The sequence below is a fragment of the Mucilaginibacter sp. P1_D10 genome (assembly GCF_056406215.1).
On sequence record NZ_JBFUAP010000009.1, the window covers coordinates 125,136 to 140,532 of the forward strand.

Consider the following 15,397-nt stretch of genomic DNA (forward strand, 5'->3'; position numbering starts at 1 on the left):
CTTGTCATTGCGAGCGATAGCGCGGCAACCTCATAGGACATTTCGCGAATTAGCTCAGCAACGGCGCTTGTCCTATGAGGTTGCCACGTCGCCCCAGTGCGTTACCCCGTGCTGCTCCTCGCAATGACATTGGGGTAAGTGGCATCAGGCGGAAGGGGCCGTTGCCGGCGGACTCAGCGTCAATAAAAACGACGACCCTTTGCCCTCTGTAGACTGTACTTGTATGTTGCCTTTGTGCAGCAGCATTATCTGCTTGCAAAGGCTAAGGCCAATACCGCTGCCCGTTTTGCGGGTACTAAAGAAGGGGATGAAAATCTTATCCAGCAGTTCGGGCGGCATGCCTGCGCCGTTATCCATCACTTTTACGATGATTTTGTTGCTGCCCTGTACTTCGGCGGCAAGGGTAATGCGCGGTTCGGGTCGGTCTTTTACGGCTTCTATGGCGTTTACCAGCAGGTTTATCATCACCTGGTCAAGCAGGTTGATGTCTGCCTCTATGGCCAGGGCTGGGTCGCGCAGGATGATATCCAGCTCGATGTGCTTTTTCTCTAAAGTAGGGCGCATCAGGCTGTTGAGGTTCTCGAACATGTTGCGCACCAGTATTTTGGTCAAATCTAACCGGGTAATTTTGTTGAGGCTGCGGTAGCTTTCGGTAAACTTAAGCAGGCCCTCGCTGCGGCGTTTGATGGTATCGATGCCCAATTCTATATCCTCCAAATCCGATGCATCTATGCCGCCGGTTATCTCGGGGCTTTTCAGGCGGTTCTTTAAGGTATCTGCCAACGAGGAGATTGGCGCAACAGAGTTCATGATCTCGTGCGTCATCACATTCAATAGTTTACTCCATGCCTTCGACTCCGTTTCGTCCAAAGCCTCGCTCACGTTTTGGAAGGCCACCAGCTTGTACATCTTATCGTCGCTACGCATGATACTGGCCGATACCAGCATTTTTACCTGCTGCTGGTTGCGCGTAACGCTGAACACCTGGGCATCGCCGGGCTTCAGCCTGATGATGTTGTTGTACAGTTCGGGTTCGCGTTTCTCCAGCGAGTGGATGGTTTTTAAGTACGGCACGCCGATGAGGTTTTTGAATGCCTCGTTTATCCAGCCCGTTTCACCCGTTTCCTGCTCGTAGCTCATCAGGCCGGTATCTACCAGTTCCAGTATCTTTTGCAGGTAATGGTACTGCGTTTCGCGCTCACGGCTGATGAGCTTAAAGGTGGTGTTTATTTCGTTGAAGCCCTTGCGCAGGGGCTTTAGCTCGTTCGGCGCACGGCGCACGTCGAAATGGCGGCTAAAATCGCGGTAGTGGATAGATTCTACGAATTGGTTCACCTCATCCTGCGCCTTACGCTGAAAACGTATCAGATCAAGCACCGAGAAAACCACCATCGGGATGGTAAGCACGCCGTATATATATGCACCCTGGCCCGATACAACCACCATAGAGGTAGCGGTGATGGATATGAAAAGGAAAATTACCCGCAGCGTAAGCCGCCATTCGTAACGGTTAAATGTCATACTTGCTCAGTCGGCGGTAAAGTGCGGTGCGTGTTAAACCCAGTTCTTTTGCGGCGCGGGTAATGTTGCCGTTATGCTTTTCAATCACACGGAGAATGGCGTTCTTCTCCATAGCGCTCAGCGGGATGTTGCTGTCGTCTTCCGTAAGGGTTTCGCCGGGCGTTTCCAATATCGAGAAGATGAGGTCGTCGGCACGCAGGATGTGCTCGTCGGCCATAATTACCGCACGCTCTATAGTGTATTGCAGCTCGCGCACGTTGCCCGGGAAGTTGTACGACCTTAGCTTGTTCAAAGCGGTATTGTCGAAATCTACGCTCGGCTTCAGGTATTTGGTGGCATACAGCTTGGCAAAATGACGTGCCAGTATCACGATATCCTCGGCACGGCGGCGTAGGGGCGGCATGTTTATCTCAACGGTGTTTATCCGGTAAATCAAATCCTTGCGGAACTTGTTCTCGTTAGCCAGTTCGGAGAGAGGCACGTTAGTGGCGCAAATGAGGCGGATATTGATATCGATAGCCTTGTTGGTACCTAAACGCGTTACCTGCCTGTTTTGCAGTATAGTGAGCAACTTGGCCTGTTGCTGCAGGCTGATGTTGCCAATTTCATCCAAAAAGAGCGTTCCGCCCTCGGCTTCCTCAAAGCGACCCATGCGGTCTTCCCGTGCATCGGTATAAGCGCCCTTTTTATGGCCGAAGAGCTCGCTCTCGAAAAGGCTATCCGTTAATGCACCTACATCCACCTTGATGAAGGGTTTATCGGCACGCAGCGAACGCTCGTGGATGGCCTTTGCCATTAAATCCTTACCGGTACCGTTCTCGCCCAGTATCAAAATATTGGCATCGGTAGGGGCAATCTTGTTCACCTTGTGGAAGATATCCTCCATCACCTCCGATTCGCCGAGTATCGAAGTACCCGCGTTGCTTTTGCCCGATGGTTTGCCCGCTTTGCTGGTGCCTTCTTTTTTATCCAGCAGGTCCTTAATGGTCTCTATCAGTTTCTCGTTGTGCCATGGCTTCACCACAAAATCGTTGGCGCCCTCTTTAAGCGAACGCACCGCCAAATCGATGTCGCCATAAGCAGTTATCATGATAACGCATACGTTAGGCTTCCATTCTTTTATCTTGCGCAGCCAGTAGATGCCCTCGTTGCCGGTATTTATAGCACTGTTGAAGTTCATATCCAGCAGTACCAAATCAACCTGGTTGCGTTGCAGCAGCCAGTTAAGGTTCTCGGGATTTTTTTCGGTAATTATTTCCTGGGTTTCGGTCTTAAGCAATAACTTAACAGCCGTTAGTACGTCTGGGTCGTCGTCAACAATTAAAACGGTCGCTTTTTTTAATATCATGTCAGTTCGGTAGTTGAATGGTTCATGAGTTTATTCGTACGTAAGTGTACGCATAAAATGCACCATGCAATTTAGTATTTGCATGTTAAATATCATACCATTTATAGTATAATAGCTATAGTATTGATAATCAACTATGAACTATAAACCGGCAACTATACATGCAAAAAAAGCATTGTATCAATACCGAACACATGCTGTAACAATAGCGTACGGTGCAATTTAGCTAAATGTCGTTAATTGGCTGAAATACAGCAAATTAATTTGTGGCACATGTTTTTGTATCTATCAACAAAATATTAAGAATTATACAGTGGACAGAGTAATACAAAAAAAGACCTGGGGTACCAAAAGAATTGCAACTATAGCAGGTATCACCGCAGCCGTACTATTTGGCGCTTACCTCATCGTAGGCGCAGCATCCGGAAAAAGGAAACTGAATGTGGATACCGAACGTATCACCATCAGTGAGGTTAAGAAGGGCCCTTTCCAGGATTTTATACCCGTTAACGGTGTAGTAATGCCTTACACTACCATTTACCTGGATGCCGTAGAAGGCGGTCGGGTAGAAGAGAAATATGTTGAAGACGGTGCGAACCTGAAAAAAGGTGACCCGATACTGAAACTAGCTAACACCGACCTGGAACTGAACCTGGCTAACCAGGAAACACAGGTGTACGCAGCGCAAACACAGATGCAGATATCGCACAACAGCGCACAGCAAAACACCATTACCAAGCTTAACCAGATGGCCGATGTTGATAATGCATATAAGGAAGCCGAGCGCATTTACTTACTCGATAAAAAACTTTACGACCAGAAAGCCATTGGCCTGCAGGAATTCAAGGCGGCTGAAAATGCCTACAACTATCAGGTAAGGCGCAAAAAACTGACTATCCAAATATTGAAGCAGGATACCACCCTAACCCGTCAGGAAGAGATACAGGCCCGCGAGCAATATGCCCACATGAAAAATACGCTTGAGCTGATGCGCAAGAAAGTGGCCGACCTTACCGTGCGCGCACCTATAGACGGGCAGCTTACTTCTATGGATGCCGAAGTTGGCCAGAACAAGAACAAGGGTGAGCACCTTGGGCAGATAGATGCCCAGAACGGCTTTAAGGTAAGGGTTGATGTAGAAGAACATTACCTGAGCCGTATTTATAACGGCCTAATGGGGGATTTCTCGTTCGCAGGTAAAACTTACAAGCTGGTAATAAAGAAAGTGTTTACGCAGATTGTGAGCGGTCGTTTCCAGGTAGATATGCAATTTGTAGGCGAGGTGCCAAAAGGCATACGCAAGGGCCAAACGTTACAGATACGCCTTGCGCTTAGCGACGAAACTACCGCTATACTGGTGCCTAAAGGTGGCTTTTATCAGCAAACCGGTGGCAACTGGATATTTAAAGTTGCCGAAGACGGCAAGTCCGCGTACAAGGTTGATATACGTATAGACAGGCAAAATCCCGATTATTACGAAGTGCTGCAGGGCCTTAAACCAGGCGACAAGGTGATAACATCAAGCTACGAGAACTACGACGGAATACAGGAACTGGTGCTGAAGAAGCCTTAAGTGCTTCTCACCAAGTGTCGCCTTCAGTTTAGCGGTGTCACAAGTGGGAAGAGGGCTGCGGACGGACGGACAGCAGATGAATAAGACAACAACAAAAAATATAAATCACAATTAAAAATCAAAATAGCCCTTCCGCTTTAGCCGGCGGGAGGGTTTAAGGGAGGCCAAATGATAAAAATTACAAATCTTGAGAAATTTTACCGCACGGAAGAGGTAGAAACCATCGCATTGAACAAATTATCGATGGAAGTGAACACCGGCGAGTTCGTGGCCATCATGGGCCCATCGGGTTGCGGCAAATCGACATTATTGAACATCCTGGGCATGCTTGATGACCCTGATGCTGGCAGCTACGTATTCAATGGCGTGGAGATTGCCCACTTCAACGAACGCAAACGCGCCGACCTGCGCAAGCACAACATCGGTTTCGTTTTCCAGAGCTTTAACCTGATCGATGAGCTTACCGTGTTCGAAAACGTAGAATTGCCATTAATCTACACCGGCGTAAGCAGTGCCGACCGTGTAAAACGCGTAGAGGAAGTGTTGGATAAGATGCAGATAATGCACCGCCGCAACCACTACCCGCAGCAATTATCGGGTGGCCAGCAACAGCGTGTGGCTATTGCCCGTGCGGTTGTAAACAAACCAAAACTAATACTTGCGGATGAGCCTACCGGTAACCTGGATAGCAGCAACGGTAACGATGTAATGGAACTGTTGACAGATCTTAACGAGCAGGGCACAACCATCATCATGGTTACGCACTCGGAGCACGATGCCCGTTACAGCCACCGCATCATTCGCCTGTTAGATGGCCAAACCGTGATGGAAAACATCATGGTATAACACCCCTTGAGGGTTAACCTATTTGATTAATATATAGTTAAGTGTGCCTCCGGCTATGCCCACCGCCAATGCAATTTGGCGGTGGGAGGGCTTGAGTTTTGTCATTTTTTTTGTGAGTGGTGAGTTGTGAGTAGTTAAGAGTTTTAATCGGTGAAATCAATCTCCATCGGTGCAATCCTAAAAATATGTTTAAGAATTATCTAAAAATTACCTGGCGTAACTTGTTAAAAAACAAGGGTTTTACTGCAATTAATATTGCCGGTTTGGCAATTGGGATGGCTAGTGCCGCCCTTATTTTGTTTTGGGTGCAAAACGAGGTAAGTTACGACCAGTTCCATCAGGATAAAGACCGCCTTTACCAGATGTACAACCGCTCGGTTTTTGATGGTAAAATGTGGTGCTGGGGCACTACACCGAAAATAATGCGCAGCGCGCTTAAACAGGATTACCCGCAGATAGAGCAGGTGGCACGCACTACACGAGCCAACTTTTTGTTCATCGTAGGTGAGAAGCACCTTACGCTTGCTGGCAACCATACCGACCCCGATTTCCTGACGATGTTCAGTTTCCCCCTAATAAAGGGTAACCCTAAAACAGCGTTGAACGACATGAAAAATATTATCCTCACCGAGAAAACGGCTAAAAAGCTCTTCGGCGATGAGGATGCAATGGGAAAAACCATTAAGATAGATAGTGTTGATTATTTTACCGTAACCGGTATTATGAAAGACCTCCCTAATAACACCCAGTTTGATTTTGAATACCTGATGCCATGGACGTACCTGGAAAAAACGGACGGACGTGTTGAAAAGAACTGGGGCAACAATTCGGTACAAACCTGGGCCATGCTAAAGCCAGGCGTAACCGAAGCCGCCATAAACGCCCAGGTAAAAGACATTACACGCAAGAATTCTGAAATAAAAGATATCGATGTGTTTATGCATCCCGCCACCAAATGGCATTTATACTCAAAATTCGAAAACGGCAAAATTGTAGGCGGCCGTATCGAAACCATCAGGTTGTTTAGTATTATAGCAGGCCTTATATTGCTAATAGCCTGCATCAACTTCATGAACCTGAGTACCGCCCGTAGCGAGAAACGCGCCAAAGAGGTTGGCATCCGGAAAGTTGTTGGGGCATTAAAAGGCAGCCTTATTGCACAATTCCTCGGCGAAAGTATCATGATTGCGTTTTTCTCCGGCATATTGGCGCTTATCATCGTTCAGCTATCCCTTTCGGGCTTCAATAATCTTACCGACAAGCACTTAATTATTCCTTATGACAGCCCGGTATTCTGGTTGATATCCATATCATTTATATTGTTCACTGGCGTTTTATCCGGCAGTTATCCGGCGCTATATCTTTCTTCATTTATCCCGGTAAAAGTATTAAAAGGGACTTTTAAAGAGCCCAATGCAGTTTTTTCCCCACGCAAAATATTGGTGGTAGTGCAATTTACTTTTGCTATTGTATTTATCATTTCGACGATAATTATTAAAGAGCAGTTAGAGTACGCCCAAAACCGTGATACCGGTTACAAAAAGAATAACCTGGTGTACACCTTTATGACGGGTAACGTAGATAAAAATTACAGGCTTATCCGCAATGAATTGTTAACCAGTGGAGCAGCTGTTGCGGTAAGCAAAACCAGCGCGCCCATGACGGAAGGCTGGAGCGACACCTGGGATTACAGTTGGCAGGGTAAACAGGAGGGTGCGAAAATCGACTTTAACATATATAACACCGATGGCTCATTCACCAAAACCATGGGCCTGAAAATTATAGAAGGTCGCGATATCGATCCGGAAAGGTACCCGTCGGATTCGCTTGCTGTTATGCTGAACGAAGCATCAGTAAAAATAATGGGCTTTAAACATCCCATTGGCCAAATTGTAAAGAATGGCGATGACAAGTTAACAGTGGTAGGCGTGGTGAAAGATTTTATCCTGCAATCGCCTTACGAACCAGTGCGGCCAATGATTATACAGGGCCCAAAATCATGGTTCAATGTTATACATTATAAGCTTAATGATAAAAACACCACCGCCAAAAATCTGGCGTTGGCCGAAGGCGTATTTAAGAAATTTAACTCCGAGTACCCTTTCGACTACCACTTTGTGGATGATGAATACGCCAGGAAATTTAAGGATGAGCAACGTACCGGCACCCTGGCCTCGCTTTTTGCAGGGTTAACCATATTTATATCCTGCCTGGGCTTGTTTGGCCTGGCCACTTATATGGCACAAAACCGCATCAAAGAAATTGGCGTGCGTAAAGTGCTTGGCGCATCGGTATTTGGTGTTAGTTCCATGCTATCCAAAGACTTTTTAAAACTGGTAGGCATAGCATTTTTATTTGCAACGCCTTTGGCCTGGTACGGAATGTACACCTGGTTGCAAGGCTATACCTACCGGGTGCCTATCAGCATCTGGGTATTTATAACCGCTGCTGCCGTAACTATTGTCATTTCAATTATAACGGTGAGTTTCCAGGCGGTAAAAGCCGCGCTGGCCAACCCGGTGAAGAGTTTGAGGAGCGAGTAAAATAAGAGGCAAGAGCAGAGAGCCAAGAATCAGGATAGAATCGGTGCAATCGGTGTAATCAAAACAAGAAATCGGTGTAATCATGATAAAGAATTATATAAAAACAGCATTCCGTAGCCTCTTGAAAAACAAGGGATTTACGGCTATAAATATATTGGGGCTGGCCCTTGGCCTTGGCGCCTGCCTGCTTATTGTATTTTACGTTGCCGACGAACTGAGCTACGACCGTTACAACACCAAAAGCGAGCGCATATTCCGGGTAAATGCTGATTTGAAACTGGGCGAAAACCGCAAGGATTATGCCGTAGTGATGCCGCCGCTGGCTAAAACCATCGTTGCCGAATTCCCCTACGTGGAGGATGCCGTGCGCCTGAAAAACGCCTATACCATGCATGTTAAAAAGGGGGAGGCGAACATGATAGAAAACAAAGTCGCCTTTGCTGATGCGTCGTTGTTCAACGTGTTTACGTTGCCTATGATAAACGGTGACGCCAAAACTGCCCTTGCCGAACCCAATTCGGTAGTTTTAACCGAAAGTACCGCCAAAAGGTATTTCGATAAAACGGATGTGGTGGGCAAAACGATGGTTATTAACGACAACCAAAATTTTAAGATTACCGGGGTGATAAAAGATGTGCCCCAAAACTCGCACTTCAACTTCGATTTCTTTTTATCGATGGCCACCTGGGCCGATAGCCGTTCAAACGCCTGGCTACGCAACGACTATAGCACTTATGTATTGCTCAAGGATGCCGCCGACGTAAAAAAACTTACCGGCAGTTTAGATGCCTTTTTATTGAAAATGAGCGGCGACCAAATGAAAAGCGAGATAGGCATGAGCTATGCCGATTTTGAAAAGAGCGGTAGCTACTTCCGCCTGAATTTTACCCCGCTTACCGATATCCACCTGAAATCAAAACGCATTGGCGAATTGGGCGCAAACGGCACCATGCAATACGTGTATATATTTTCGGCCATCGCTATATTTATTTTGCTGATAGCCTGCATCAATTTCATGAACCTTTCTACCGCGCGCTCATCAAACCGCGCCCGCGAGGTAGGGGTGCGCAAGGTTTTAGGTTCTCCGCGCAAATACCTTATCGCGCAGTTCCTTTCAGAATCTATCATGATTACTTTCTTCGCAACCATTATTGCCCTGGTTGCGGCAATTGCCGTTTTGCCTTTGTTTAACCAACTGGCCGGAAAGGACATAGCCATTACCACGGCAACGCTGGTTTGGTTAATACCCGTATCCGTTTTAATTGTGTTGCTTGTTGGCACGCTGGCCGGCTCTTACCCGGCGTTTTTCCTGTCGGCATTCCAACCCATTGATGTGCTGAAAGGCAAGTTATCTACAGGTTTTAAAGGCGGGGGACTACGCAGCTTTTTGGTGGTTTTCCAGTTCGGGATATCAGTATTCCTTATTATCGGCACGCTGGTTATCAAAAACCAGCTCAACTATATACAAACCATAAACCTTGGTTTCGACCGCAACCAGGTGCTGGTTATCCAAAACGCTTATGAGCTTAACCAATCAACCAAAACGTTTAAGGAAGAGCTGAAGCAGTTACCAGGTGTCACCAGTGCCACCATGACGGGTTTCTTGCCCGTATCGGTAAACCGCCGCAGTACTTCTATCTTTTTTAAGGATGCCACGCTCAATCAAAAGAACTCCATCTTCCCGCAATTTTGGGAGGTTGATACCGAGTGGATACCCACGCTGGATATAAAAATGGCGGCGGGTCGCAAGTTTGCTAAGGACCGCATCAGCGATTCCTCTGCCATTATCATCAACGAAGCAGCAGCCAAATTTCTGGGGTATAAAAATGCTGTGGGCCAAACGCTGTACGCGTCCAACGGTAGTAGAACTAAAATACCCAACACTATAAAATATGAGGTAATAGGAGTGATGAAAGATTTTCATTACAGTTCGATGCACGAAAAGATCGAGCCACTCATCATACGCCTTGCCGAGAACAACGGAGCGGTGAGTGTGAGGGTAAACACCAAAGATTTGCCTGCCCTGATGTCGCAAATTAAAGCCAAATGGGCTGCATTCTCACCCGTGCAAATGAACTTCTCCTTTATGGATCAGGATTTCGATGCGTCGTACCGCTCCGAGCAGCAGGTGGGCAGCATCTTCGTCATATTCACCACGCTGGCTATCATCATTGCCTGTTTGGGCTTGTTTGGCCTTGCGGCGTACGCGGCAGAGCAGCGCACCAAAGAGATAGGCATCCGCAAGGTGCTGGGCGCTGATGTAAGTGCCATAGTGGCCATGCTGTCTAAAGATTTTGTGAAGCTGGTTGCAATATCCATCGTGGTGGCCTCGCCTTTGGCCTGGTATTGCATGCACTTGTGGCTGCAGGATTTTGCCTACCGGATAGATGTGCAATGGTGGGTAGTAGCGGTAGCCGGCCTTTCGGCCATCGTAATTGCAGTAGCCACGGTGAGCTTCCAGTCGCTAAAAGCAGCACTGGCAAACCCGGTGGATAGTTTGAAGAATGAATAAAGAAGAAGTCCATGAACAATAGTCGATAGTCCATGGAAGAAGTATTTCGGCTATTGACCATCATCCATGGACTATGGACTTTAAATCGGTGAAATCATATAAATCATAATAATCTGTGTTACGATGATAAGAAATTATTTAAAAACAGCCTGGCGCAACATCTTGGGGAACAAGTTTTACGCCTCTATTAACGTTGCGGGCCTTACGGTTGGCCTGGTGGTGGGTATGTTTATGCTGCTTTGGGTGCAGGATGAGCTTAGCTACGATAAATTCAACTCCAAAGCCGATAATATTTACAAGATAGGCATCGTCGGCGGTACGGGCATCAGCAAGCAGATATTCAATAATATCATTGCGCCCGTTGCAACATTCGCCAAAAACGAGGTGCCACAGGTACAGGATGCCGTGCGCATCATGACCTTGGGTAGTGCGCCGTTCCGTTATAAGGATAAGGTTTTTTATGAGGATAATTTTGCCTTCGCCGATCCATCGTATTTCTCCGTTTTCGATTTTAACCTCATAAAAGGCGATAAAAACCATCCTTTTCAGGATAACGCCTCGGTGGTAATTACAGAGGAGATGGCCAAAAAATACTTCGGCACTGAGGACCCGATTGGCAAGGTAGTAACCCTTGGGCAGGACGAGCAACTGAAAGTAACCGGCGTTATCCCCAATTATCCCGAAAACTCCAGCTTCAAATACCGTATACTGATGCCCTTATCGCGCTTTAACGATTTGGCTTACATCAAAAACAAAAAGACTTACGATAACAAACATTTCATTTCATCCATGGATGCCGATTGGAGCATGTTCGGTTTCCAAACCTATTTGCTGTTGAAGCCGGGTACTAAGGTTGATGTAACAGCTTTAGAGAAAAAATTACAGGCCATACACGAGCGCAACAAGCCGGAGGATGCTCCTGTACCATACCTGTCTCAGCCCTTGCTGAAAATGCACCTATACCAGGCAGATGGTACCGATGGCGGTATGTCAACTGTGCGCACATTCGGCATAGTAGCACTGATGATTTTGGTTATCGCCTGCATCAACTATGTAAACCTGTCTACCGCTCGCAGCATGCTGCGTGCCAAAGAGGTAAGCATGCGCAAGATAATAGGAGCGGGCAAGTTGCAGCTGTTTATCCAGTTTATGGCCGAGACCACGTTGTTGTTTGCCATTGCTGCGGTATTCGCTTTCGCGCTGATGTTCGCATTACTGCCGTACTACAACCAATTTTCGGGGAAGGAACTGTCGCTTGGTTTATCCAATTACAATATATGGGCCTGCATTGGGCTTACGCTGCTGGGTACGCTTACAGCATCGAGCATTTACCCGGCACTACTACTTTCATCGTTCGAACCGTTGAAGGCGCTTAAGGGCCGTGTTACCATAGGCATAGGCAACGCGGCTTTCCGCCGTGTGTTGGTGGTGCTGCAATTTTCGGTATCTATCGTGCTCATTATCGGCACGCTCATCATCGGCGGTCAACTAAAATACATCAGGGAAAAAAACCTGGGCTACGATAAAGAGAACGTGCTGTCTTTCAGCATGCGCAACAAAATGATAAGCCAGTATGATGTAATAAAGAACGAATTGCAAAAGAACCCCGCCGTATTGGGGGTTACCCGCGCCGGCCGCGATATCATAACAGGCGGCAGTTCTACCGGCGATAACGATTGGGACGGCAAACCGGCCAACTCCAATATGTGGTTTAACCAGGTGTACGCCGATAAAGACCTGATTGGTTTCTTTAAGATGAATATCAAAGAAGGCGCGGGTTTTACCGGTGCCGTGGCAGATTCATCGCACTTTATTATTAATGAAACCGCTGCGAAAGAAATGGGCCTTACTAACCCCATAGGCAAACGCCTGCGCGTGCAAACGGTAAACGGTACCATCATTGGCGTGGTGAAAGATTTTCATTTCACTACCATACACCATAAGATAGAGCCAGCCGTGTTCCAATACAAGCCCGACAATTGCTGGAAGGTTTACGTAAAAACCACCGGTGCGGGCGCGCAAAGTGCCATAGCTTCGGCCCTTGCTATATGGAAGCAATACAACAACGACGTGCCTTTCAACTACACCTTCCTGGACGACAGCTTTAAGAAACTATACACCGACGACCAGCGTACAGGCTCTCTATTCAATATGTTCTCGGCTATCGCTATTGTTATTTCCTGCCTCGGGCTGTTTGGTTTGGCCACTTATTCGGCGCAGGTAAAAACAAGGGAAATAGGTATCCGAAAGGTATTGGGCGCAAGCGTAAGTCGTATCATCGGCTTGCTGGCCACCGAGTTTATGGTGCTTATCGTAATAGCCATCGTAATAGCTATACCTGTTGGCTGGTACGCTATGAACGCATGGCTGCAGGATTTTGCCTACAAGGTGAACATCACCTGGGTAGTATTTGTACTGGCCGGCGGCGGCGCTACCTTGATAGCGCTGGCAACCATCAGTATACAATCGGTAAAAGCTGCGATAGCCAACCCGGTAAAGAGTTTGAAAAATGGAGAGTGATAGATGTGCAAATTACAGATGTGCGGATATGCAAATTAAAAATGTGTAGATAATCTTTTAAAATGAATGAAATCACCCTAATCGGTGAAATCATTTCAATCGGTGTAATCACAAAAGTCATGATAAAGAACTATTTCAAAATCGCCTGGCGGAACCTTATCAGGAACAAGGGGTTCTCGCTTACAAACATCCTGGGGCTTACCATCGGGATGATTTGCACCATCTTTATCTTTTTATGGGTGAAGGATGAGGTGGCTTACGACAAGTTCCACCAGAACCACGATAATATTTACCAGGTAATGGCCACGCGCGACTTTAAGCCGACCATTTTTACCGACCCTAACATGGTGCTGCCACTAGCCAAAACACTGGAAGGCGGCAACCCGCAGGTACTACGTACCGTGGTTACTACGCACCAGGAAAGCCACCAGTTTGAGTACAACAACACCAAGCTGAAGAAAGACTGGTACCAGGTGAGCGACCAGTTCTTCAATATCTTCAGCTGGAAGTTTATCAAAGGCAACGCCGCTACGGTTTTAAGCGATCCTAAGTCCATCGCTATTACCGAATCGGCTGCAAAGGCATTCTTCGGTAATGACGACCCGATAAACAAAGTGGTAAAGGTTGATAACCAGGATAACTTTAAGGTAGTCGCCGTTCTTGCCGACCCTCCGGGTAACTCTACGTTCAAGTTCGATTTTATCGCTCCATTCGATTATTCGTCTGATTATATAAAAAACAGGATGAAGGAATGGAACGGATCATCGCATAGTGTGTTTATCCAAACCACGCCCAATGCCGATATGGCCGCCGTAGATAAATACATCGATAAGATAAAGCACGAGCATGCAAAGGGTGACAAAATAAGCACCTATTGGACTTTCCCCATGAACAAGTGGCACCTGTACAGCGAGTTCAAAGATGGCAAGAACGTGGGCGGCATGATTGAATACGTGCGTATGTTTACCGTTATCGCCATCATTATCCTGCTGATTGCCTGCGTAAACTTTATGAACCTGTCTACCGCACGGTCGGAGAAACGCGCTAAAGAGGTAGGTATCCGCAAAACTTTAGGCTCCGATAAAAGGCAGCTGCTTACGCAATTCTTCTTCGAATCCATCATACTGGCGCTCATAGCGTTCGTACTGGCGGTAGGTTGCGTTTTTTTACTGATGCCTTCGTTCAACCTGCTGGTGAGTAAATCCTTGCACCTTAGCATAGTGGATCCGTTCTTCCTTATCGGTGCTTTGATCATTATCCTGTTTACAGGCGTGGTTGCAGGCAGCTACCCGGCTTTGTACCTTTCATCGTTCAACCCGGTAAAGGTGCTGAAAGGCACTTTTGCAGCCGGCAAAAGTGCAGTGTTGCCGAGGCGGATATTGGTGGTGGGGCAGTTCGTGATGTCGATACTGCTTATATCGGCTACCATTATCGTTTACCAGCAGATACAGCACATTAAGGATAAGAGCATCGGTTACAACCCCAATAACCTCATCATGGTGCCTTCATCCAGCGATATTGATAAAAATTACGCAGCCCTAAAGCAAGATTTGGAGAATACCGGCCTGGTAGCCGCTACTACGCGCACCTCATCGCCCATCACCGAGATCTGGTGGAAATCGGGCTCGCCGGATTATGATGGCAAGGCCGCCAATGGCGATATCATTTTCTCTGGCTTGCAAGCCGATGTAGATTTCACCAAAACTATGGGCATTAAGGTATTACAGGGCCGCGATTTTAATAATACGCCGGGGGATACTTCGGTTATGTTATTGAACAAAGCCGCTGTGGAGGCCATGAAGTTGAAGAATCCGATAGGTATGGTGATGAAATATGGCCGTAAATTCACCGTTGCCGGTGTCATTGATAATGTGGTAATGGCATCACCGTACGACCCGGTTGAGCCGCTAATGATTTACTATGATGGCAAAAGCTCTAGCGTGGTGAACGTGCGCCTTAAAAATGGCGTGCAGCCGCAAGCGGGCGTAAAGGCAATGGAAACTATATTCAAGAAATATAACCCACAGAATATATTCGAATACCAATTCGTAGACCAGGAATTCGGCAAGAAATTCCTCACCGAGGAGCTCATCAGCCGCATCACCAACATTTTTGCGGGGCTGGCCATATTTATCTGCTGTATTGGTTTGGCCGGTTTGGCATCGTTCACCATAGAGAAACGCTTCCGCGAGATTGGCGTGCGCAAGGTAATGGGCGCATCGGTACAGCAGTTGCTGATGCTGATAGCCACCGAGTTTTTGAAACTGGTAGCCGTTGCCTTCGTAATAGCCGTGCCTTTAACCTGGTACCTCATGAGTAATTGGCTTAAGAAGTACACCTACCATATCGACGTAAGCGCCTGGGTGTTTGCATCGGTAGGGGCACTTATATTGTTGCTTACCCTTGTGGTAGTGAGCCTCAACACCATGAAAGCCGCACTGGCCAACCCGGTGAAGAGTCTTCGTTCCGAATAGTCCATGGTCGATAATCCATGGCAGGGACATTTTTATTGTAATATAAAGACAATGGTCGAT

The 15,397-nt window shown here is 47.1% G+C and carries 8 protein-coding genes; 6 read left to right on the forward strand and 2 right to left on the reverse strand.

Annotated elements, in window-relative coordinates:
- Positions 1-144 precede the first annotated feature (144 nt).
- Together AC1DYT_RS15855 and AC1DYT_RS15860 are read right to left on the reverse strand one after the other, a co-directional pair.
- Entirely contained in the window at positions 145-1,521 is a 1,377-nt protein-coding gene (locus AC1DYT_RS15855; protein WP_477470554.1) for a sensor histidine kinase, read from the reverse strand.
- A complete protein-coding gene (locus tag AC1DYT_RS15860; protein ID WP_477470555.1) occupies positions 1,511-2,869 on the reverse strand; it encodes a sigma-54-dependent transcriptional regulator in 1,359 nt (452 codons plus the stop codon). The genes AC1DYT_RS15855 and AC1DYT_RS15860 overlap by 11 nt, the downstream gene beginning before the upstream one ends.
- A 313-nt stretch (positions 2,870-3,182) precedes the next feature.
- Between AC1DYT_RS15860 and AC1DYT_RS15865 the strand changes: the two genes are divergently transcribed.
- The 6 genes from AC1DYT_RS15865 to AC1DYT_RS15890 all read left to right on the forward strand — a co-directional run bounded on the left by AC1DYT_RS15865 (position 3,183) and on the right by AC1DYT_RS15890 (position 15,337).
- Positions 3,183-4,442: an efflux RND transporter periplasmic adaptor subunit gene (locus AC1DYT_RS15865; RefSeq protein ID WP_477470556.1), complete on the forward strand. Its 1,260-nt coding sequence runs from the start codon at positions 3,183-3,185 to the stop codon at positions 4,440-4,442.
- 168 nt (positions 4,443-4,610) lie between these two features.
- On the forward strand, positions 4,611-5,288 hold the full coding sequence (locus AC1DYT_RS15870; protein ID WP_133227202.1) for an ABC transporter ATP-binding protein: 678 nt from the start codon (positions 4,611-4,613) through the stop codon (positions 5,286-5,288).
- A 185-nt stretch (positions 5,289-5,473) separates the two neighbouring features.
- Positions 5,474-7,831 (forward strand): ABC transporter permease, encoded by a 2,358-nt coding sequence (locus AC1DYT_RS15875; protein ID WP_477470557.1) that lies wholly within the window; start codon positions 5,474-5,476, stop codon positions 7,829-7,831.
- 82 nt (positions 7,832-7,913) lie between these two features.
- A complete protein-coding gene (locus AC1DYT_RS15880; RefSeq protein ID WP_477470558.1) occupies positions 7,914-10,343 on the forward strand; it encodes an ABC transporter permease in 2,430 nt (809 codons plus the stop codon).
- A gap of 123 nt (positions 10,344-10,466) precedes the next feature.
- Positions 10,467-12,863 (forward strand): ABC transporter permease, encoded by a 2,397-nt coding sequence (locus AC1DYT_RS15885; RefSeq protein ID WP_477470559.1) that lies wholly within the window; start codon positions 10,467-10,469, stop codon positions 12,861-12,863.
- Positions 12,864-12,982: 119 nt separating this feature from the next.
- Positions 12,983-15,337 carry an ABC transporter permease gene (locus AC1DYT_RS15890; RefSeq protein WP_477470560.1) on the forward strand — a complete coding sequence of 785 codons (2,355 nt, stop codon included), beginning with the start codon at positions 12,983-12,985 and terminating at the stop codon, positions 15,335-15,337.
- Positions 15,338-15,397 lie beyond the last annotated feature (60 nt).